This window comes from Xanthobacter aminoxidans, from assembly GCF_023571765.1.
Classification (GTDB): domain Bacteria; phylum Pseudomonadota; class Alphaproteobacteria; order Rhizobiales; family Xanthobacteraceae; genus Xanthobacter; species Xanthobacter aminoxidans.
On the sequence record NZ_JAMJXC010000025.1, the window covers coordinates 46,331 to 66,571 of the forward strand.

18 protein-coding genes are annotated in these 20,241 nt (G+C 67.1%); 7 read left to right on the forward strand and 11 right to left on the reverse strand.

Annotated features, from left to right (window positions below; all coding sequences use genetic code 11):
- Positions 1-5 precede the first annotated feature (5 nt).
- On the reverse strand, positions 6-1,328 hold the full coding sequence (locus tag EJ105_RS24855; protein ID WP_250168438.1) for a tetratricopeptide repeat protein: 1,323 nt from the start codon (positions 1,326-1,328) through the stop codon (positions 6-8).
- A gap of 420 nt (positions 1,329-1,748) precedes the next feature.
- Between EJ105_RS24855 and EJ105_RS24860 the strand changes: the two genes are divergently transcribed.
- Both EJ105_RS24860 and EJ105_RS24865 read left to right on the forward strand, forming a co-directional pair.
- Positions 1,749-2,681, forward strand: a complete 933-nt coding sequence (locus EJ105_RS24860) for a ring-cleaving dioxygenase (protein WP_250168439.1) — start codon at positions 1,749-1,751, stop codon at positions 2,679-2,681.
- 68 nt (positions 2,682-2,749) lie between these two features.
- Positions 2,750-3,412 (forward strand): alpha/beta hydrolase, encoded by a 663-nt coding sequence (locus EJ105_RS24865; RefSeq protein WP_250168440.1) that lies wholly within the window; start codon positions 2,750-2,752, stop codon positions 3,410-3,412.
- A gap of 16 nt (positions 3,413-3,428) precedes the next feature.
- Here the strand turns inward: EJ105_RS24865 and EJ105_RS24870 are convergent, their stop codons facing one another.
- The 10 genes from EJ105_RS24870 to EJ105_RS24915 all read right to left on the reverse strand — a co-directional run bounded on the left by EJ105_RS24870 (position 3,429) and on the right by EJ105_RS24915 (position 15,584).
- Positions 3,429-4,214 (reverse strand): SGNH/GDSL hydrolase family protein, encoded by a 786-nt coding sequence (locus EJ105_RS24870; RefSeq protein WP_250168441.1) that lies wholly within the window; start codon positions 4,212-4,214, stop codon positions 3,429-3,431.
- Positions 4,215-4,347: 133 nt separating this feature from the next.
- Complete coding sequence (locus EJ105_RS24875; RefSeq protein ID WP_250168442.1) at positions 4,348-6,024, reverse strand: B12-binding domain-containing radical SAM protein; 1,677 nt, start codon at positions 6,022-6,024, stop codon at positions 4,348-4,350.
- Between the two features lie 245 nt (positions 6,025-6,269).
- The gene (locus tag EJ105_RS24880) at positions 6,270-7,676 is read right to left on the reverse strand and encodes an acyclic terpene utilization AtuA family protein (protein WP_250168443.1); all 1,407 of its coding nucleotides are present in this window, start codon (positions 7,674-7,676) and stop codon (positions 6,270-6,272) included.
- A complete protein-coding gene (locus EJ105_RS24885) occupies positions 7,673-7,975 on the reverse strand; it encodes a DUF4387 domain-containing protein (RefSeq protein WP_029558089.1) in 303 nt (100 codons plus the stop codon). Before EJ105_RS24885 ends, EJ105_RS24880 begins: the two co-directional genes overlap by 4 nt.
- A 22-nt stretch (positions 7,976-7,997) precedes the next feature.
- Positions 7,998-9,440, reverse strand: a complete 1,443-nt coding sequence (gene tcuA, locus EJ105_RS24890; RefSeq protein ID WP_250168444.1) for an FAD-dependent tricarballylate dehydrogenase TcuA — start codon at positions 9,438-9,440, stop codon at positions 7,998-8,000.
- Complete coding sequence (locus tag EJ105_RS24895) at positions 9,437-10,912, reverse strand: aldehyde dehydrogenase (RefSeq protein ID WP_250168445.1); 1,476 nt, start codon at positions 10,910-10,912, stop codon at positions 9,437-9,439. Before EJ105_RS24895 ends, tcuA begins: the two co-directional genes overlap by 4 nt.
- A gap of 40 nt (positions 10,913-10,952) precedes the next feature.
- Positions 10,953-12,008 carry a D-2-hydroxyacid dehydrogenase family protein gene (locus tag EJ105_RS24900; RefSeq protein ID WP_250168446.1) on the reverse strand — a complete coding sequence of 352 codons (1,056 nt, stop codon included), beginning with the start codon at positions 12,006-12,008 and terminating at the stop codon, positions 10,953-10,955.
- Between the two features lie 55 nt (positions 12,009-12,063).
- A complete protein-coding gene (locus tag EJ105_RS24905) occupies positions 12,064-13,215 on the reverse strand; it encodes a 2-methylaconitate cis-trans isomerase PrpF family protein (RefSeq protein ID WP_250168447.1) in 1,152 nt (383 codons plus the stop codon).
- Positions 13,216-13,303: 88 nt separating this feature from the next.
- The gene (locus EJ105_RS24910; protein ID WP_250168448.1) at positions 13,304-14,515 is read right to left on the reverse strand and encodes an ABC transporter substrate-binding protein; all 1,212 of its coding nucleotides are present in this window, start codon (positions 14,513-14,515) and stop codon (positions 13,304-13,306) included.
- 313 nt (positions 14,516-14,828) lie between these two features.
- Positions 14,829-15,584: a GntR family transcriptional regulator gene (locus EJ105_RS24915; RefSeq protein ID WP_284145635.1), complete on the reverse strand. Its 756-nt coding sequence runs from the start codon at positions 15,582-15,584 to the stop codon at positions 14,829-14,831.
- Positions 15,585-15,773: 189 nt separating this feature from the next.
- Between EJ105_RS24915 and EJ105_RS24920 the strand changes: the two genes are divergently transcribed.
- The 5 genes from EJ105_RS24920 to EJ105_RS24940 all read left to right on the forward strand — a co-directional run bounded on the left by EJ105_RS24920 (position 15,774) and on the right by EJ105_RS24940 (position 20,076).
- Positions 15,774-16,643 carry an isocitrate lyase/PEP mutase family protein gene (locus EJ105_RS24920; protein ID WP_250168450.1) on the forward strand — a complete coding sequence of 290 codons (870 nt, stop codon included), beginning with the start codon at positions 15,774-15,776 and terminating at the stop codon, positions 16,641-16,643.
- A gap of 85 nt (positions 16,644-16,728) precedes the next feature.
- Complete coding sequence (locus EJ105_RS24925) at positions 16,729-17,694, forward strand: ABC transporter substrate-binding protein (protein ID WP_029558081.1); 966 nt, start codon at positions 16,729-16,731, stop codon at positions 17,692-17,694.
- Positions 17,695-17,700: 6 nt separating this feature from the next.
- Positions 17,701-18,465 (forward strand): ABC transporter permease, encoded by a 765-nt coding sequence (locus EJ105_RS24930; RefSeq protein WP_250168451.1) that lies wholly within the window; start codon positions 17,701-17,703, stop codon positions 18,463-18,465.
- Positions 18,453-19,286: an ABC transporter ATP-binding protein gene (locus tag EJ105_RS24935; protein WP_250168452.1), complete on the forward strand. Its 834-nt coding sequence runs from the start codon at positions 18,453-18,455 to the stop codon at positions 19,284-19,286. The genes EJ105_RS24930 and EJ105_RS24935 overlap by 13 nt, the downstream gene beginning before the upstream one ends.
- Before the next feature lies 1 nt (position 19,287).
- Entirely contained in the window at positions 19,288-20,076 is a 789-nt protein-coding gene (locus tag EJ105_RS24940) for an ABC transporter permease (RefSeq protein ID WP_250168453.1), read from the forward strand.
- Positions 20,077-20,241: the final 165 nt, after the last annotated feature.

A 20,241-nucleotide genomic window follows, 5' to 3' on the forward strand; every position in this document is an offset into this window, starting at 1 on the left:
GCTCCTCAGAACCGCACGTTCGGGCCGATGGAAACGCTGAAATTGTCGAACGCATAGTTCGGCAAGGTCGAGGTGGACCAGCTGTACTGGACCTGCGTCAGCAGCCCCCACTGCTCGTGGACCGGAACGTCCAGCGCGAGGCCGACCCGGTACTGGTTGTCCTGTTCAGTGATGAACCGGGTGATGAACGGGTTGGGCGCGTCATAATTGTAGCGCGTGTAGCCGACACTCGGGATGACGATCCAGCGCTTCACGCCCCATAGGCCCTGGAACTCGAACGGCAGCGCGAGGTCCACCGCAAAAGTGTTGTAGGAGTACCAGGGCAGGTCGCCCGAGGCGTCGTTGTAGGAGAGCCGCGCGCGCCAGCGCCAGTCGTCGGTGATGCGGCCGAAGGCGTTGCCGCCCACCGTCCACATCTCGCCGCTCTGGAACGACGCGGTGGGATAATCCTGCGACGACTGGTAGTCGCGCTGGCGGATCTCCGCGAAGGGCTCCAGCCCGAACCAGGCGCTGAACGGCAGATAGAGCGAGACGCCCGCGCCGTAGGTGCCGAGATAGCCGCTGCTGCCCAGCGCCACGCCGCCCGCAAGCACATAGGCGCGGATGGACGAGCCCGGCAGAGCGTCCGGCGCCAGCGCGAAACGCGGGCCGGTGTTGAATTCGGCGAAGCCCAGGTTCAGCTGCTGCAGCTGGAACTGCTGCGAATAATAGAGATTGAGGTTGGTTTCCCAGACATCGCCGCGCTGGTTGCCGAAGTCATAGACGTGGCGGATGGAGGCGAGCGCGAAGGCGTTGCCGTCCGCCTGCGCGGCCGCGCTCGGCGGCAGCAGAGCGCCCACGTCCTGCCCGATCACGAGGCGGCTGGAGGGGCCGTAATTGGCGTTGGACTGGTAGCGCACGCCCACCTGCCCGTAGACGCTCCACTGGTTGGTGGAGAGGCGGCGGTCGATCTCCACCAGATAGGCGGCGATGTTGTCCCGCTCCTGCCCGGTCAGTTCCGGCGACTGGGCGATGGGCTCGAAATAGGCGCGCGCGGATTCATAGGAGCCGAGCCGGTAATAGAGCCGCGCCAGCTCGAGGCGCACGCGCACCAGCTTGGGATTGTAGAAGAGGATGCGCTCGTAGACGCCGATGGCGGCCTCGTAGTCGCCCACCTCAACCGCGCGCCGGGCAAGGCGGAAGGCCAGCTCCACGTCCGCCGGACGCTTCATGGACTGGTCGAACAGGGTATTGAATTCAGGGTCGGAGTCCGCCAGCACGGTCTGCTGCGCTGCCAACGCGGGTCCCGCCAACACGCTCAGCGCCACAGCCAGCACGATGCCGCGCACGGACGCCCTCGCCCCCAAGCTACCCCTGCTCGGGTCCGCAACCCGAGTATTGTACCGCTTCACCAGCATGCCTGACCATCCGGCTTGTGCTGGCAAGGCCCCGCCCCTTGCCCATGCAGCGATCCTTACCATTGCGGGTGCCGGAAGGGGATTCCGAGCGCCGGACAAGCCAAGGATTCATGCGCATTTCCGTGACGTAAAAGCATTTTTGCCACAGGCGCCTGTGGGACGCGCCACGATCATACCGCCACGCAATCCTGTCCTCGCAATTCGCACGACAGCGCGCCTGGGACCGCCCGAACCCCTCGCATTTTTAGATTGCACGGATGCAATGAACGTCCACTTTCATTCCATCGATTCTTGCATAGATTGATCTCAACGGCGGCCTCGGTGCCGCCCAGAGGATCAAGGAGCAGACCCATGCGCAGCATCGGACTTCACCACGTCACTGCCATCGCCGGCCCGGCCCGTCGCAATCTGGACTTCTACACCCGCACCCTCGGGCTGCGGCTGGTAAAGAAGACCGTCAATTTCGACGATCCCGGCACCTATCACTTCTATTTCGGCGACGCCGCCGGCTCGCCCGGCTCCATCCTCACCTTCTTCCCCTGGGAAGCCGCCGGCACCGGCCGGGCGGGCGTGGGCGAGACGCAGGAGACCGCGTTCCGCATCCCGGAGGCGGCGGTGAGCTACTGGACCGAGCGCCTCATCACCGCCGGCCTTTCGCCGGACCTGCCGGAGAAGCGTTTTGGTGAGACGGTGATCGCGTTCAAGGACCCGGACGGGATGCGCATCGCCCTCGTCGGCATCCCCGGCATCGAGGCCGAGCCCGCCTGGGCCGGCGGCGAAGTGCCGGAGGCGCACGCCATCCGCGGCATGCATTCCGTGACCCTCCTGCTGAAGGAGGCCGGCGCCACCGCGGACATCCTCACCGACGTGTTCGGCTTCGAGGAGGTCGGGCGCGAAAGCACCCGCATCCGCTACCGGGCGCCGGGCGTGGCCGTGGGCGGCATCGTGGACATCCGCGAGGCCGGCGGCTTCCTCTCCGGTCGTCAGGGACGCGGCAGCGTCCACCACATCGCCTTCCGCGCCACTGACGACGCGGCGCAGGCCGAGATGGTGGAGAAGCTGACGGCCCGCCACGGCCGCCACGTCACCGAGCAGAGGGACCGGAACTACTTCCGCTCCGTCTACTTCCGCGAGCCCGGCGGCGTGCTGTTCGAGATCGCCACCGACGATCCCGGCTTCGCCGTGGACGAGGCGCCCGAGCATCTCGGCGAGGCGCTGAAGCTGCCGGCCCAGTACGAGGCGCACCGCGCCGAGATCGAGCGGGTTCTGCCGCAGGTCGCCTGAGAGGACAGGCCCGACACCCCATCATCGCCCGGCCGCACCAGCGGCCGGGCCGGAAAGGAACTGCCCCAATGACCACCGTTCCTGATGCGCTTGCCGCCCCCGCGCGGAGCGCCCTCTCCTTCACCCACCGCTTCGTGCCCGCCACCGATCCCGCGGCGGCGCCGCTGCTGCTGCTCCACGGCACCGGCGGCGACGAGAACGATCTCATCCCCCTCGGCCGGATGCTCTCGCCCGGCGCGGCGTTGCTGTCGCCCCGCGGCAAGATCAGCGAAGGCGGAATGCCGCGCTTCTTCCGCCGGCTGGCGGAAGGCGTGTTCGATGAGGAGGACGTGGTGCGGCGCGCCCACGAGCTGGCCGATTTCATCGGCGAGGCGCGCGCCGCCTATGGCCTTGCCGCCCCGGTAGCGGTGGGCTTCTCCAACGGCGCCAACATCGCCGCGGCCGTGCTGATGCTGCGTCCGGACGTGCTCTCCGGCGCGGCCCTGCTGCGGGCCATGGTGCCACTGGCGAACCCGCCGGCGGGCACCCTTCCGGGAACGCCGGTGCTGATGCTCTCGGGCGCCGCCGACCCCATCGTGCCCGCGAACAACGCGGCCCGGCTGGCTGCCCAGCTGGAGCAGCGGGGCGCCCGCGTGGAGCACCGCACGCTGCCGGGCGGCCATGGCCTCACGCCCACCGACATGACGGCCATGCGCGACTGGCTCACGCGGACCGGCGCGGCGGCGGCCTGAGGCTCAGCGCGCCGGTTCAGCGCGCCGGCTTGGCCGAAGCCGTGCCGCCGCCACCGCCCTGCTTCGCCGCCGCGATGATGGCGGGCGCCAGGGCCTCGGCGAGGCAGGCGTAGCCGGCGTCATTCATGTGAAAGCTGTCCCACGACAGGGTGCCGCGGAAACCCTTCGGGTCTTCCGCGGCCCACTGCTTCATCATGGCGTAGCGGCGCAGCAGCGGCACGCCGCGCGCCGAGGCCGCCGCATTCACCGCCGCGACGAACGCCTCATAGCGGGCGAGATCGTTGATGCCGGGGAAATACTGCTGGTCGATGACGACCACCGCCGCGCCCGACGCCGCGATGGCGGCGAGGCCATCGGCAACCGTGGCGCGCAGCCGGGTCGGATCGCCGCCGAAGATCACGTCGTTCGTCCCCACCTGCCACAGCACCAGTTGAGGCGCCGGCTGGGTCTGCACGAGCGACTTGAGGCGCGCCAGCGTGGACGGCCCGGTCTCTCCCGAGACGCCGGCATTCACCATGGCGACCCGCCCTTCGCCCAGTGCCGCCGTCAGGCGGTGGGCGAGCTGGCTCGGATAGTTGGTGTCGCCGCTCGATGCGCCCACGCCTGCCGTGGTGGAGGAGCCGATGGCGAGGATGCGCAGGGGCTGGCCCTCCCTGAGCGCCTTGACGCCGGCAGGCATGGACAGCGCTGGCGAGGGCCGCGCCGTGCAGCCCGCGGCATTGGCGGCATTCGGCCCGCCGGCAACTAGGAAACCGCCCAGAACGGCGAGCAGCGGGACCGCAAGGAAACGAAGGCAGCGCATGGGGAAGGACCAATCCGGAAGAAACGGCGCCCGCCGGACGGACGCCGGGGCGGATTGAACCCAAGGCGCGCGCGACGTCAACAGCAAAGCTCCAAGGGGCGCCTCAACCGGCCGCGCCTCACTCCGCCGGACCTCACTCCGCCGCGCGCATGGGGGATGCCCCCTCTTGCGGCCGCCCATCCGCCTTCACCCGGGGATCGGCCCAGCGACCCGCCTCGATGTCGGCGATCTGCCGCGAGACGTCGCGCACCACCTTCCGGGAGAAGGGGCCGAGATGCATGTAGAACAGCGCCAGCGAGAGCAATTGCTCCAGCCTGTCCAGCCGCTTGAGCCCGCGCAACGCCACCGGCCAGATGTGCACCGCCGCCCGCGGATGGCGCCAGGTGACGGTGGCGAGCACGCCGAACAGCCGTCCGAGATCGGCGACCATCTGCCTGACGTCGATGGGCGCCGGCGGGGCCGGCAGCTCGGCCGCGGCGGGCGGCTTGGTCGCGGCAACCGCCCCTTCCTGCCGCCCGACGAGTTCAGAAAGCCGGCGGATGCGGCCGAAGAAGGCGCGCGGGGCATAGACCCGGGCATAGACCTCGCGGTAGCGCCGCAGCACGTCGATGCGCGGCTCCAGCGTCGCGAAATTGAGGCCGGCGCCGGTCTGATCCCCGTGGCGGAAGTCCTCTTCCTTGATCGGGAACATCCGCCCTTCCCGCTCAAGCCGGCGGGAGAGCTGGGTATCGGGAAGCGCGTAGAGCAGGCCCAGCGAAACCACCGGGATGGCCGCCTCCTCGATCAGTTCCGCCATGGCGTCCGCCGCGTCGGGGGACTCATTGTCGAAGCCGACGATGAAGCCCGCGATCACCACGATGCCGGCGGCATAGATCCGGTGGACGCTGGCGGCGATGTCGCGCTTGGTGTTCTGCTTCTTCTGCGTGGAGCGCAGGACCTCGGGATCGGGGCTCTCGATGCCCACGAACACCAGATAAAACCCGGCCTCAGCCATCTGATCCAGCAGCGCGCTATCGTCCGCGAGGTTGAGCGAGGCCTCGGTGGAGAAGTGGAACGGGTGGCCGTGCGCCCGCTGCCATTCGATCAGGTGCGGCAGGAAGGCCTTCACCGCCTTCTTGTTGCCGATGAGATTGTCATCGACGAAATCCACATGGCCGCGATAGCCGAGCGCGTACAGCGCATCCAGCTCCGCCAGCATCTGCGCCGCTGTCTTGGTGCGCGGCACCCGGCCGTACAGCTCGATGATGTCGCAGAACTCGCAGGTGAAGGGGCAACCGCGCGAGAACTGCACGCCCACGAACAGATAGTCCGGCAGGTGGAGCAGATCGAAGCGCGGCACCGGCGTTTGGGTCACGGCCGGCCGCTCTTCGGGCGTGGTGATGAGGCCGGAGCGGGCACCGCTCTCCCAGGCTTCGACGAAAGCGGAGAGCGTCGCCTCCGCCTCGCCGAGGACACGGAAGTCGGCGGCCGCATAGGCTTCGGGGCTCGAGGACACGTCCGGTCCGCCCACCACCACCACCTTGCCCGCCGCCTGCATGGCAGCGACGGCGGTCAGCGCCTCCTGGCGCTGGGGCAGCATGCCGCTGACGAACACCACGTCCGCCCATTCGAGATCAGCCGGGTCCAGCGCACGGGCGTTCAGGTCGCACAGGCGCGCCTCCCAGTGCGCCGGCAGAAGCGCGGCGACGGTGATGAGGCCCAGAGGCGGCGCCATGCAGCGCGCGCCCTTGAGCCGCGCCAGCTCCAGATTGCGCCAGAAGCTGTCCTGCGCAAACCGCGGATAAAGTAACAGTACCCGGACGCTCGACATCGCCGCCCCTATCGCCGCCCACATGATTCGCAGATGACCATAGGGCGGTTGCGGGACCGTGTCATCGCAACGGACCATGTGGCGTCAAGGGCAAGCTGGATCGCGGCCACGGCTCGCGCGGCCACGGACACGTCAGGCGCGCTTTCCCCCCGTTTGATCGTCGGCCGAGATGGCCCCGTCGCGCACAGGATGGGTCGGCGCCATATGGGCATCGAGATGGGAGATCATGCCTACCCCCATCTACCCTATATCTTTATTTCCTCAAGAAATAACGGGAAGTGCGCCGCGATATCGTCGACTTCCATGATGTGATAAATGTTGAATCTGTAGGCTGGCCCAAGGTCGACCTCCGGGGGCGTAAAGGGAAAGGCCAGATTGCCGGCGGTCGACATGCGCCCCTCGAACCCCAGATGCAGCAGATATTGCTTTGTCGTCCGCATCACTTGCATGGCGCGGTCCGGGTTTGGCGCGAGACACTCGCCGAGTATGAAGACTTCATGGGGCGAAGGGGGCGCGCCATCGACGTCGAGCGGACGGACGCCGTCGATGCCGTACAGGCGGAACGCGAGCTGGTAGTCCTCCGGCGCGTTCTCGCACACGAGGTCACGCACCACTTCCTTGATCCGGTCCACGACCCCCGCGATGTGGAGGATGAAGTTGGGATCCGCCGCTGCGCACAGCAGCACGGCCCGCGACCCGACCGCCACGGCCCCCTCCAGCTTGATGGTCTGGCGCGAAGCGGGGCGAAAGTCCGCGCCGGAGACGCGGGTGCGCCGCGCGTCCAGCGCCTCGAAGCGGGCGTTGGAGAGATCGACCGCCCCGGCCGGTTCGCGGATGGTGAAAGGGTCTGCCTGTTCATAGAGGCTGTGGCCGGCCACAGAGGCCGGGGTGGCGGCGCGCTCGGGGTTCATGCTTTCAAGCTCGAACCCGTCGCGATCTATCGTTGCCAGGATCGCATCGCGACCGCCGGGTCGGCAGCAAATGGACGCACATTCGACGATTTTCGCCATGTGGATCGCCAGCCCCACCGGAAGGCCGGCCATGATCGGCAAGGCGGAGAAAATTCCGGTATCGCATGCGCGGCCGGCGATGATCACGTCGGCGCCGGACTGCAGGGCGCGCTGAAAGGCCTCCACACCCATTTGCCCGACGATGTGAGCGGCGGCGTCCACATCCGCCTCTGTGAGGTCGGGCATGGTATCCACCGGCCTGATACGGCCTTCGCGCAACGCCGCCTTGACGGCGGAGCGGGAAATGTCGGCGGGCATGTATGCAAGCGTGAAAGACAGGCCGTCTTCCGCCGCGATCTCGCGCACCAGCTCCAGCGTGCCTTCCAGATGCGGCGCGGCGCCCGCCGATCCGGCAGAGCCGATCACCAGCGGGACGCCGAGCTGCCGGGCGCCGCCAAGAACCCGGCGCAGATCCTGCTTCGTACTGGTCCGGGATGTGGCCATCTTCCCGCTGCCGAGATAGGCGGGGCCAATGTCGATCGACCCCATGTCGCACCCGATCATGTCCGGCCGGCGCGCAAGGCCGGCCTCGAATGCCGCTGCGGGAATGCCATAGCCGAGCTGGCCCGACGCCCCGAGGATGCGGATGCTGCGCCGACGGCCGGACGCGATGTCGTCGAGAAGGGTGCCGATGCCGTTCATAGGTCGATTCCAAGCAGCGGCGCGTGCTGTTGGGCGCCGTAGACGTCACGGTCGCCGGGATCCCCCGACATCACCTTTCGGGGGATCGATATCTTGATGGCCAGCGCCGGACGGTAGATGTGGACGGCGACCCGCTCCAGCGCTTCGCCATAGCGCCGCGCGACCTCCGCGCGCAGCGTTTCAGCCGCGGCGGCCACGTGGTTGAATCGGTCCTCGTCGGGAAAGACGAGGTCGAAGGTCAGGACCAGCGGCCCGGCATTCTTGCTCCGCAGAACGGAGACCATTTGATCGAGCCGCATGCGCCTGTCTCCGGCTGGTCGATCAGTTCACGCCGACGGCGTGACGACCGGCGATCCGGCCGAAGACGGCCCCCCGCAGCACCGAGGTCGCCCCAGTATACCGGCCGTAATAGATTCCCATGGTCTCTCCGGCCGCGTAGAGATTGGCGATGGGCTGGCCGTCGTGGTCGACCACCTGGGCGTTGGCGTTGCAGCGCAGCCCGCCGAAGGTGAAGCAATTGGCCGAGCTGATCGGCCACGCCCGGAACGGCCCCTGAGAGAGGGGCAGCGCCCAGTTCGACTTTGGCGGCGAAATGCCCTCGGTCGCGAGCCCGTCGCACTCGAGCGGCTTGAACGTGCCCGGCCGCGTCGCCGCGTTGAACGCCGCCACCGTCGCGGCAAGTTTCTGCGGCGGGATGTCGAGCTGGCGCGCGAGGCCTTCCAGCGTGTCCGCCGTGAACGGCTTCTTGTCGCTCCGCACGGTGCGCTGCCAGTTCGGCACATCGTCCAGCCGCGCGTCGCAGATCACATAGGCAGTCCCGCCCGGCAGCCGCCCGATCAGGCGTGCGATGTTTTCATAGATCGTATCCACAGTGCCCGACGCCTCATCGACGAAGCGCTGGCCGTCGCGATCAACCAGGATGCCATAGGGAAACACGAAGACGATGGGCTCGGACTGGCCCGATCGCGGGTCGATGGGCTCGGCGTGGTACTCGGTGTAGTCGCCGCAAGGCGCCGCTCCGGCTTCGAGGGCCATCTTGATGCCCTCGCCGCGATTGTAGTATCCGCCCCGGGCAACGGGACGGATATAGCGCGCCTGCGCCCCATAGTAGCGCGCCTGCATCTCCGAATTGCCTTCGAACCCGCCGCAGGCGAGCACCACCTTGCCGAGGAAGCGGCGCATGCCGTCCCCCGTCTGCGCCATGATCCCGGTGACCGACCCATCCTCGGCCCGCACGAGGCCGCGCGCGCTGGTCTCGTAGTGGAAGTCGACGCCGAGCTTCTCGGCGGTGGCGGCAAGCGCCTCAACCAAAGCGAGGCCCCCGCCCACCGGGCAGATGCGGGTGGTGGAGGAGGTGATGAGATACGTCGCCATGTCGGAGAATTTGATCCCGGCGCTCCGAAGCCAGGAGAGCGTCGGGCCGGCCTCCCGCGCGAGCGTCGAGATCACTTCCGGATCGGTGAAGGAGAGCGCCTTCACGATGGGGGACCAATCCGCATAGGGACGGCCGGTCTCGGCGATCAGCGACGGATCGAGGTTCCACCCCGCATTCTGCATGAAGTGCTCTTCGAAGTCGTCGGAGACCTCGTTTTCGTTCTTCATGCGCATGAAGGCTTCGGTCCAGCGCGTATTGCCGCCCCGCTCCTCGATGCAGGAGCGCTCAAGGACGGCCACGCGGCGACCGGTCTCCGCGGCGGAGACCGCGGCGGACAAGCCCGCAATGCCGCAGCCGACAACAACGACGTCGTAAGCGTGCTCGATCATAGCTTGACCGCGAACGGATCGCGCTCCTCGTTGGAAAAATCGATCATCACGTTGCGAATGCTGGTGAATTCATCGAGCGCCACTTCGCCGCGCTCGCGCCCGAAGCCGCTCTCCTTGAAGCCGCCGAAGGGCGCCTGGACCGCGACCGCGCGATACGTATTGACCCAGACCGTGCCGGCCCGGATGGACCGGGAAACGCGCATGGCCCGTTGCAGGCTCTCCGTCCACACGCCGGCGGCGAGGCCGTAGCGGGTGTTGTTGCCGATCTCGATCGCCTCTTCCTCGGTATCGAACGGCAGGATCGACAGGACGGGGCCGAACACCTCCTCCTGGGCGATGGTCATGTCGTTCCGGACATCCTTGAAGATGGTGGGCTGCACGAAGAAGCCCTTTCCGAGCCCCGGGCCTTCGGCGGCGCCACCGCCGGCGGCGAGGGTCGCGCCGTCGCGCTTGGCGGCGTCGATCATGCCGAGGATGCGGGCGAACTGGGGTTCGTTGGCCGCGGTGCCCATCTCGGTCGCGGGATCGCAGGGATCGCCGAGCCGGATGCGGCTTGCGCGCTCGACCAGCGTCTCCACCACCTGATTGTAGACGCCGCGCTGGACCAGCAGGCGCGATCCGGCGATGCAGGTCTGGCCGGTGGCGGCGAAGATGCCGGCCAGCGCGCCGATGATCGCCTTCTTGAGGTCGGCATCATCAAAAATGATGTTGGGCGACTTGCCGCCCAGCTCCAGGGTGGCCGGCACCAGGGCCCGGCCCGCCACGGCCGCGATCTCGCGCCCCACGCCGGGGCTGCCCGTGAAGCTCACGCGGTCGATCCGGCCCGAGGCCAGCAGCGCCTTGCCGACCCGCGCGTCCCCGGTCACGACATTGACGACGCCGGGCGGAAAGCCTGCGGCCTCCACCAGTTTCGCGAACTCCAGCGTGGTCGCCGACGCGTGCTCGGAGGGCTTGATCACCACGCAATTGCCGGCGGCCAGAGCGGGGGCGAGCTTGTTGGACAGGAGCCCCATGGGGGAGTTCCAGGCGGTGATCAGCACGCACACGCCGATGGGATCGCGCACCGTGTAGTCCAGCGTGTCGCGCTGATCGAGCGGGATGGTCTTGCCCCAGAGCTTGTCCGCATAGCCCGCGAAGAAGCGATACTGCCGCGCCGCGAACAGCATCTGGCTCTGCGTCTCGCGGATGACCTTGCCGTTGTCCGTGCTCTCCAGCCGGCCCATGCGCGGCGCGTCTGCGGCCAAGAGGTCGGCGAGCTTGTTCATCAGCCGCGCGCGCTCGGCGCCGGAGGTCTTGGACCAGTGGGTCTCGAACGCCGTGCGGGCTGCCGCGATGGCGTCCGCCACCTGCTGGTCGCTGGCCTGCGCCAGCGAAGCCCATTCCTCGCGCGTGTAGGGGTTGATGGCGGGAAAGCGTTCCTGCCCCGGTTCTTCGACCCATTGGCCGTTGATGAAGAGCTTGTAGTGCGTCATGCGAAACTCCGGCGATGTCCTGGATGCGTTTCGAGGCCGGTCAGACGTGACCCGCTGCGAACATCTGTCGTGCGACCTGCGAGTCGGGCAGGAAGGGGTGGGCGGCGGTGATCTGGTTGATGGGCGCGCCGGCGAGCCAGGCGCGCAGGTTCTCAATCGTCTGCCCGTAGAAGATCTCGTAGTTCGCCTCCGTGACGAACCCGATGTGCGGCGTGGCGACCACGTTCGTGAGCGTTCTGAACGGGTGATCCTTCGGCAGCGGCTCGATCTCGAACACATCGAGCCCGGCGCCGCCGATCCGGCGCTCCAGGAGGGCGCGGACAAGCGCCTCCTCGTTGACGATCTGGGGACGTGCCGTGTTGATGATGACGGCATCCCTCTTCATCGCCGCAAGCTCCGCGTCACCGACGAGACCGAGCGTCGCATCCGTCAACGGCATGTGGATCGTGATCACGTCGGACATGCGGAACAGATCGGACTTGGACACGCATTCCACCCCGTGGGGCGCGGTGCGCTCGGGGGTCAGGTTGGGGCTCCAGGCAACGACCTTCATTCCCAGGATCTGGCCGATGCGGGAGACGGGAATGCCCATGTTGCCCAGGCCGACGATGCCAAGGGTGAGCCCCGCGAGGTTGCGGCCGAGACCGATCTGCCAGCCGCCCGCGCGCAGCGAGGCGGTTTCCTGGGGCATGTGGCGCGTCAGCGAGAAGATCAGCGCCCAGGTCACCTCCACGGTGGTCTGGTGCAGGGCATCCGTCGCGCACACGAAGATGCCCCGCGCGTCGGCGGCGGCAAGGTCGATGGAGCGGGCATTGCGCATGCCGGTGGCCAGGATCACCTTCAGGTCGGGCAAGGCGTTGATGACCTCCGCCGGAAACGCCGTCCGCTCGCGGATGCGCATGACCGCATGGAAGCCACGCAGGCGCCGGACCAGATCCTCGGACGTCGCCACGTGATCCGAGAACGCAACCGTCTCCACGCCGGCAATGGCGCCGTGGGGCCAGAACCGCGCCGCCACGCCCTGGTAGTCGTCGAGGATTGCCACCCGGAAAGGATTGGGGACGCTGCTCTTGGGATGAGGGCTCTTCTCGTTCATCGATACCCCTTGTCAGATCTCAGCTCGCGGGCCTTCGCTCCAGCGTGAGCGCGATTCAAACCCGGCCTCCGCCGGCTGCCATGCCGATGTGCCCGGGCACCCAGACCCGGCCGTCGAACAATCGCCGCGCGGTCCGGTAGAAACTGCCGCTGCGCACCTGCCAGCCGTCCGGTGTCGGCACCACGTCGGCATCGACCGTCAGCACACCGGCGGGCATCGCCAGCCGCATGGGTCCCGCGGAGCGTTCCGGCCGGCGGCATTCGGCGACGACCGACCCATCCATCTGCGCCGCGGCCGCCGCGCAGAGCGAAATGGTGAGTGGCAGCGCACGGTGCGGCTGGCCGTTGGAGATGGCTCGGATGACGAGGTCGCCTTCGGCGCCGGCCTTCGCGGATGCGACGAAACAGATGAAGGGGATGACGGGGATCCGCCGCGCGGCTTCGGGATCTGGCGCGATGCCCATTGCGACCGATGCCGTACAGCGGATGGCATCGAGCCGGGCAAGAATGTCGGCGCGTGCGTCCAGCTCCTGGGGTGCCTCGTGGCCCGTGAGGCCCACGTCTTCAGCCCGCACGAAGACGGCCGCATTGGCCGCATCCACCATGGAGACCTCGATGCGTCCCAGGCCCGGCACATCCAGCACGTCGCGCACGGCTCCGGTGGGGAGCAGCCTGCCGGTCGAAGCCCCGCCCGGATCGATGAAATCCAGCCGGATGGGAGCACCGGTCCCCCCGACGCCGGGAATGGCCAGATCGCCGTCGAACCGCGCACACCCGTCCTCGACGGGAAAGGTGGCATGGATGAGCTTGCTGGTGTTGGTGTTGAAGATGCGGACCCGCGCCTCGTCGTCTTCCGGCGGGGCGAGCATCATCTCGTCCATTGCGAATGGCCCGACGGCCGAAGTCATGTTCCCGCAATTGCCGCTGTAGTCGACGCGCGACGCGCCGATCGCGACCTGCGCGAAGGTGTAGTCGACATCCGCGTCCGGCCGCTGGGAGGGCCCGACCACGCAGACCTTGGAAAGGGAGGAGAGACCTCCCCCCATTCCGTCCAATTGCCGCCCGTAGGGATCCGGGCTCCCCATGGCCGCCGCGAACACTTCGTCCCACGTCGCCCGATCAGGAGGCAGATCGCGCGCGTGGAACATGAGCGCCTTGCTCGTGCCGCCACGCATGAAAACTGCTGGAATGGAACGCTGCGCGGCCAAAGCCCTACTCCCCGATCCACACCCCTGCCCGCCGCCCGCGCATCCTTACGCCCGGACGACATCGAACCTCACGACCTGCGCGCCGCCATCACACCTTGAGGAGACGGCACTTCGGATCCTTCTGCGCGGGAAACGCCGCCTCTTTCGAAACGGTGTCCACGAACTTCAGGAGATCCCAGGGGTCTTTCGATTCAGCCGGGGTCTTGCCGACGAACCGGTAGATCTGGCGCACCACCATGCCGTCCCCGCGGATGAAGCCATCCTTCGTGGACATGTCGTTGATGGGCATCTTTCGCATGGCGGCGAGCACGTCCGCGGTCTGATCCGTATTGGCGGCCTGCAGGCCTTTGAAATAGTGGATCAACGCATTGTAGGTGCCGGCATGCCCGACATCCGGCGGGCGGCCCGTCAGCTTGCGGAAGCGATCGGAAAAGGCGCGGGTCTCCGGATTGAGGTCCCAGTAGAAGGGCGCGGCGACCGGCATGCCCTGGATACCCTGCGGCCCCACCGCCTTCAGGTCGGAGTGGAAGGCGAACGGGGCGACCGGACGCATCGTCTTCACAATTCCGAAGTCGACGCACTGGCGCAGAAGGTTCACGAAGTCCTGCCCGAAAGTCACCACCCCGAGAACCTCCGCCTTGGAAGCCTGGGCGGTGAGCAGATGGGACGCGAAATCGGCCTCGCCCACCGGCGGGCGTGAGGTTCCCAGCACGGCGCCGCCCGCAGCCTTGATCAGAGGGGAGGCCTCGTCCTCCATGATGCGGCCGCCCGCATAGTCGGAGACAATGAAGTACCAGGTCTTGCCGCTGGTCTTCATTGCCATCTCGACCGTAAGCCGGACGATGGTGCGCGCCGTCCAGTTCCAGACGATGGCGTTGGGGGAGCAGTCCTGCTCGATCAACACGTCCGTCGAGGCATTCTGGACGATGTTGATCTTGTTCTTGTCGGCGGCAAGCTTCTGCACACCGAGCGCGACCGCGCTATTGGTCAGGCCGGTGATGAGGCCGACCCCTTCGATGTCGTACCATTTGCGTGCGATGGAAAGGGCGAGGTCCGGCTTGTTCTGGTGGTCGCCGCTGACGATCTCGATAGGGCGTCCAAGCACCTTGCCACCGAAATCCTCGACCGCCATCCGGGCCGCGATCGTCGTGCCATTACCACCGAGGTCGGAAAAAACCCCCGACATGTCTTCGAGCACGCCGACCTTTATGGGCTGCTGCATCTGTGCGTGCGCCCGCCCCAGGCCAGCACCAGTCAGTGCCAGCGCACCGCCAAACAAGACTGTTCGCCGCGAGACCATCGACACCTCCCTGTAGGCGCGGCGTGTTGTTCTGACATTTGGTGGCTGGAGCCCTCAATGGGAGACTCGCGGACGCCGACCATCCCTTGGGACGGATCCGGCGCAGCCACGCAAACGCTGCCGCTACCATTATTGCTGTCGCCGCATCCATGTGCGGATGGCCAAGTCAGTCCCATGCCGCCCTCAAACTGTCAACAGTTTTCCGAAATTGCCGACAGGCGGGACTGGATCATGCTGTTTTTGAGCGTTTCTCCATGGCTGATTGTCTGCAAGGTACGAAGCATGCCAACGCCCCCGCGCCGCAGGGCGCCCCTTAATAGGAACGCTGCTGTCGCCGCGTCTCGCGGGGCGAGGCGGCAGAGGCCTGGATCGAGGAGAGGGCATTCAAGCGCGCATTGCGAATGTGCCGCCGCATGCAGCCTTCGGCGGCATCCGGGCTCCGGCTGAGGAGCGCGGCCAGAATTTCCCGATGCTCGCCGAATGCCTCCTTGGCCCGGCCGGGCTGAGCGCTCGCCCTCAGCCGGTGCAGGCGGAGCTGATAGTAGAGACCATCCAGAAGAAGGCGCTCCAACTGCTCACAACGGGCACCCTTGATGATGGCGAAATGGAAGTCATCGTCGCCGACACCCTGATGATAGGCCTGCCCGGGCGAAATATCCTGCTGCCGGCCATGCTCCTCCAGAAGATCGCCCAGTGCCGCAAGCTCGGATGTGGTCATATGTTCCGCAGCAAGCCTTGCCGCCATCCCCTCCAAGGCCTCGCGGACGATGAAAAGCTGCGACACTTCTTCCGGACGGAAGTCGATGACACGAATGCCGATGCGGGGCGTGCGCATCACGAGGCGCCCCTCAAGGCGGCCCAGCGCCTCGCGAAGGGGACCCCGGCTGATGCCGAGCTGGCGGGCGAGCTCCGATTCGGACAGGCGCTGGCCCGGCAGGTATCGACCTGACGTGATGACCTGCACCAGCTTCACGAAGGCCTCTTCCGCCAGCGAGGTCAAGGCGATGGGCTCAATGGCACCGGGCCCCGACTGAGGGTCGGAATGAAGCGGAATCGGCCGGGTGGCCATGGTTGCACCTCACGCGTTGAAGGGCACCCCTGCTGACAGGACTGCCGATAATTTTTGCTGAAAACACCATATCATCCCGGCAGACATTGAAGAAGCGCGCGCAGTCGGTCCAAACCCAAAACTGTTGACAGTCGTCAGTATCCGGGTCTAGCTGAAGGCCAATGCCCCTGCCGCGGCGAGAGGAAACGGATGCGATCCGCGCTCGTTCTAAAAAACCTGGTTGCCCGCAGGGCGGCCATCACCGTGCCCGGCACGGCGAATGCCATGTTCGCACGGGTGATCGAGAACCTCGGCTTCGACGCCATCTATGTCAGCGGTGCGGGCATCGCCAACATGGCGCTGGGCGCGCCGGACATCGGCCTGACGACCCTGACGGAGGTCGCGGAGGCAACGGCCGCCATCGCGGACGCCGTCTCCCTGCCGATCATCGTGGATGCCGACACCGGCTTCGGCAACGCGGTCAACATGGTGCGGACCATCCGCATGCTGGAGCGCGCTGGGGCGGCAGGTATCCAGATCGAAGATCAGGTCTTTCCCAAGAAGTGCGGGCACTTCTCGGGCAAGGAAGTGATCCCGACCGGCGAAATGATCCAGAAGATCAAGGCGGCGGTCGATGCGAGGGTCGACGGCGATATCCAGATCATCGCCCGCACCGACGCCGCCGCGGTGGAAGGCTTCGACCGCGCGATGGAGCGCGCCCATGCCTTCATCGAAGCGGGCGCCGACATGACCTTCGTCGAAGCGCCCGTGACGGTGGAGGAGCTGGCGCGCATCCCGCGCGAACTTCCCGTGCCGCAGATCGCCAACATCGTCTTTGGCGGCCGCACGCCCGATCCGGGCCGCGAGCAGCTCGGGCAGATGGGCTTCTCGCTGGTGCTCTACGCCAACGCCGCTTTGCAGGCGGCGCTGAAGGCCTCCTACGAGGTTCTGGAGGCGCTGAAGCGGGAGGGATCGCTCGCCAGCGTCAGCCACCGGCTCGCCACGTTCGATGAACGCCAGAAGGCCGTCGCCAAGGATCATTGGGACGAACTGGAGAGCCGCTACAGCGCCCTTCCCTGAGGCAGGGAACCCGCCGGCCCATTTGCGACGACGCGTGCAGAGGCCTCGATCAACAAGAGGCCCAACCACATCTGGGAGGACGAAAATGATCTCGGCCACGAGGCGCGTATTCCTGAGTGCCGCCGGCATTGCGCTGCTGGCCTTCGCATCCCCCGCATGCGCGCAGAACCCGAAGCTGCGTGTCGGCGGCACACCGAACTACGGCCCGGTCCTGCCGATCATGGCGGCGGAGAAGCTCGGCCTGTTCAAGAAGGCGGGCGTGGACGTCGAATTCTCCGGCTACCAGGGTGGCAGCGCCTCCATGGAGGCGCTCGCGGCCGGTGAAGCCGACATCGTCAACTTCATTCCCCCGGGGCTGGCGCTGGCCAGGGCACGGGGCGTGAAGGCGAGGATCATCAGCGCGGGCACCATCACGCCACGCGGATGGTGGGTCATGTCGCGCGAGGATTCCTCCATCAAGACGATCAAGGATCTCGTGGGCAAGAAGGTCGGCACCAGCTCGCCCGGCGCCGCCACCGATTTCTTTGCCCTGTGGGTGGAGAGCCAGTCGGGCGGCACCTTCACGCGCGTTCCCGTCGGCGGCTCGGGCCTCATTCCGAACCTCACCGCAAAGAATGTGGATGCCGTGGTTGCCTTCCCGCCGGTGTCCTACCGCATCGCCAGCTCGGGGCTGGGACGCGTGGTCGTCGACCTGGGCACGGCCATGAAGCCCAATGTCCCCGACGTGTGGGTCGCCTCCGACGAGGCGATCGCGAAAAAGCCCGAAGCCGTCAAGAAATTCCTCGCCGCCTTCTACGGTGCAGTCCGCTACATGCAGGAAAACCGGGCATGGACGGTCAAGTTCATCGATGAGGCCACGAAGTTCGGCGAAGCTGTCGCCGGCGAAGAGTTCGACAATACGGTCAAGGGGCTCTCCGCCGACGGCGCGTTCAAGGAGGAGTGGGTTCAGGAATCCCTCAATCTTGCGACGCTCGCCGGGATGAAGGAGCTGCCACCGGCAGCCTCGCTCTACACCACCGAGTTCGTGCCGGTCACGCCGCTCTCGCCCTGACCGGCCATGACCGCATCACCCCACAGCTGGCGCATTCGCGCCGTGCAGTTCGGGGCCGTGGCGATCGTCGCGGCCCCGTGGGAATTCGCGCCGCGGGCCGGCCTTGCCGATCCGACGCTGTTGCCGCCGTTCTCCGAGGTCCTGAAGCAGCTCATCGTGCTGCTCTCCGAGGGCAGCGTGGTGAAGGATCTCGCCATCACCGCGAGCGAGGTCGCACTCGCCTTCGCCATCGTCGCCCCGCTCGGGGTGGGCTGCGGCCTGCTGCTCGCCGAAAACGACTATATTGGACGGGTTTTCAAACCCTTCTTCTATTTCCTGGCGAGCGTGCCGAAATCGGTATTCCTGCCGGCCTTCATCCTGCTGTTCGGCATCGGCTTCGGGCAGAAGGTGGCATTCGGCGTCTTCCAGGCCATCTTCGTCCTCGTCATCAGCACCGTCGCGGCCGTGGCTAGCGTCGAGCCGGAGCTTGTGAAGCTCGCCCGCGCCTACGGTGCCTCTCGGGCTCGGATCTATGCCGAGATCTACTGGCCCTCCATGCTTCCCTTCATCGTCGAAGGCATGCGGCTTGGCGTCATCTTCTCCATCACCGGCGTGGTCTTCGCCGAGATGGCGGTGGCGCGCGCCGGCATGGGTGCGCGGATCGCGACCTGGGGACAGACCTTCCAGATGCCGGACCTCTATGCGGGCGTCCTTCTGGTTTCCCTGCTCAGCATCACCGTCAACGAGGCCCTGCGCGCCTACGAGAGAAAGGTCGGAAAATGGCGAGGCTGACGGCCGGCAAGCTCGATGCGGCGGACGACGAACGCGGCGCCGCCGGTGTCGGCCAGGCGGGACCCGCGCCGGTGGATGTGGCCGTGGAGCATATCTCCCACATCTACGGCGCCGGGGCCGTGAAGGCACTGGACGATGTGAACTTCACCGTCGAGCGGGGCCGGTTTGTTGGCCTCGTGGGACCGAGCGGCTGCGGAAAATCTTCGTTGCTGCTGATGCTTGCGGGCCTGATGCAGCCGAGCGAAGGGCGCATCGTGGTCGAGGGGACCGAGCTGTCCAGGCCCGATCCCGAGCGGGTCGGCGTGGTGTTTCAGGAAGCGAGCCTCCTGCCATGGAAGACGGCGCGCGAGAACGTGGAGTTTCCCCTGAAGGTGCGCGGCATCGGCAAGGCTGAGCGGCGCACACGCGCCGACGCCTTCCTCGATCTCGTCGGCCTGTCGGAGTTCAAGGATCGCCTGCCCAACCAGCTTTCGGGCGGCATGCGCCATCGCGTTTCCATCGCCCGCGGCTTCTGCCAGGACCCGCATATCCTGCTCATGGACGAGCCCTTCGCCGCCCTGGACGAGCAGACCCGGATGACCATGGGCAACGAGCTGCTGAACATCTGGGAGAAGCGCCGCAAGACCGTGATCTTCGTCACCCACAGCCTGACCGAGGCGGTCTATCTGTGCGACGAGGTCGTGGTGATGAGCCATAGGCCCGGACGGATCCTCGAACGCATCGAGATCGACCTGCCGCGTCCGCGCACCTACGAGATGATGGCGACGGAAAAGTTCGGGCGGCTGCGGGATCACATCTGGCGCCTCATCCGGAAGGACTGACATGACCTCCGACGCATCCGGGGCCGCACGGCCGTTCATCAGCGTCCGGCAGCTCCAGGTCCTGCTCCTCGCCGGCCTGATCGCCGCGTGGGAAATCCTGCCCCGGGCGGGGCTGGTGCCGCCGGTCATTCTCGCGCCCTTCTCGGCCACCCTCGAGGTCGGCTTCACCTCGTTCGGCATCTTCGCACCGGCCCTGCTGACGACGCTGGGCGAGATCGCGGTGGGCCTCGTCATCGCCTATGTCGGCGGGGGCAGCATCGGGCTCATTCTCGGCAGTGTGCGGGGGCTTCGGCTCACGCTGCTTCCGCTCCTCTCCTCGGCCTATGCCATTCCCTTCGTGGTGATCTATCCGATCCTCATCGCCTGGATCGGCATCGGCCCCCAGTCCAAGATCTGGTTCGGCGGCATGTATGGCCTGTTTCCCATGGCACTTGCGACAGCGGCGGGCGTGCAGCTCGTGGATGAGCGCCTCCTGCTGGCGGCGCGCAGCATGGGGGCGAACAGGCGCCAGCAGATCCTCGAGGTGATGATCCCCGCCACCCTGCCGGCGCTGGTCGCGGGCCTGCGGCTCGGCGGCGCGCTGGTGATCATCGGGGTGGTGGTGGCGGAAATGCTCGCGTCCACCGGCGGCATCGGATTCCTCATCACCCAATACCGCACCATGTTCCAGACACCGCAGGTCTATTTCGGGGTGCTCATCGTCCTCGTTCTCGCCGGCGGTCTCGACTGGCTGATCGGACGGCTGGAACGCTGGGCGACACCGGCCCACCGGACCCGCGAGGCCCGCTGAGGCGCCGCGCAGCAGGGCGCGCCGTCCCCACAAACCGAGTGACGTGAGCCCCATTTCTCCTCCAGTTGAGGAGAGAGTCCGCCGGTTGATTTGTGGCCTCAGGCGGCCACGGTTTCCAGTGCGATTGTTGCGGCAAACTCGGCGGGGGATCGATGGCCCAGCGCC

What these genes read in the sequence shown, in the direction of transcription:
- EJ105_RS24920 (WP_250168450.1), top strand. Translation starts at nt 15,774, where the DNA reads ATGCGATCCGCGCTCGTTCTAAAAAACCTGGTTGCCCGCAGGGCGGCC.
- EJ105_RS24885 (WP_029558089.1), bottom strand. Translation starts at nt 7,975, where the DNA reads ATGCGGCTCGATCAAATGGTCTCCGTTCTGCGGAGCAAGAATGCCGGG.
- EJ105_RS24880 (WP_250168443.1), bottom strand. Translation starts at nt 7,676, where the DNA reads ATGAACGGCATCGGCACCCTTCTCGACGACATCGCGTCCGGCCGTCGG.
- EJ105_RS24930 (WP_250168451.1), top strand. Translation starts at nt 17,701, where the DNA reads ATGACCGCATCACCCCACAGCTGGCGCATTCGCGCCGTGCAGTTCGGG.
- EJ105_RS24900 (WP_250168446.1), bottom strand. Translation starts at nt 12,008, where the DNA reads ATGAACGAGAAGAGCCCTCATCCCAAGAGCAGCGTCCCCAATCCTTTC.
- EJ105_RS24875 (WP_250168442.1), bottom strand. Translation starts at nt 6,024, where the DNA reads ATGTCGAGCGTCCGGGTACTGTTACTTTATCCGCGGTTTGCGCAGGAC.
- EJ105_RS24940 (WP_250168453.1), top strand. Translation starts at nt 19,288, where the DNA reads ATGACCTCCGACGCATCCGGGGCCGCACGGCCGTTCATCAGCGTCCGG.
- EJ105_RS24935 (WP_250168452.1), top strand. Translation starts at nt 18,453, where the DNA reads ATGGCGAGGCTGACGGCCGGCAAGCTCGATGCGGCGGACGACGAACGC.
- EJ105_RS24915 (WP_284145635.1), bottom strand. Translation starts at nt 15,584, where the DNA reads ATGGCCACCCGGCCGATTCCGCTTCATTCCGACCCTCAGTCGGGGCCC.
- EJ105_RS24910 (WP_250168448.1), bottom strand. Translation starts at nt 14,515, where the DNA reads ATGGTCTCGCGGCGAACAGTCTTGTTTGGCGGTGCGCTGGCACTGACT.
- EJ105_RS24925 (WP_029558081.1), top strand. Translation starts at nt 16,729, where the DNA reads ATGATCTCGGCCACGAGGCGCGTATTCCTGAGTGCCGCCGGCATTGCG.
- EJ105_RS24865 (WP_250168440.1), top strand. Translation starts at nt 2,750, where the DNA reads ATGACCACCGTTCCTGATGCGCTTGCCGCCCCCGCGCGGAGCGCCCTC.
- EJ105_RS24860 (WP_250168439.1), top strand. Translation starts at nt 1,749, where the DNA reads ATGCGCAGCATCGGACTTCACCACGTCACTGCCATCGCCGGCCCGGCC.
- EJ105_RS24870 (WP_250168441.1), bottom strand. Translation starts at nt 4,214, where the DNA reads ATGCGCTGCCTTCGTTTCCTTGCGGTCCCGCTGCTCGCCGTTCTGGGC.
- EJ105_RS24895 (WP_250168445.1), bottom strand. Translation starts at nt 10,912, where the DNA reads ATGACGCACTACAAGCTCTTCATCAACGGCCAATGGGTCGAAGAACCG.
- tcuA (WP_250168444.1), bottom strand. Translation starts at nt 9,440, where the DNA reads ATGATCGAGCACGCTTACGACGTCGTTGTTGTCGGCTGCGGCATTGCG.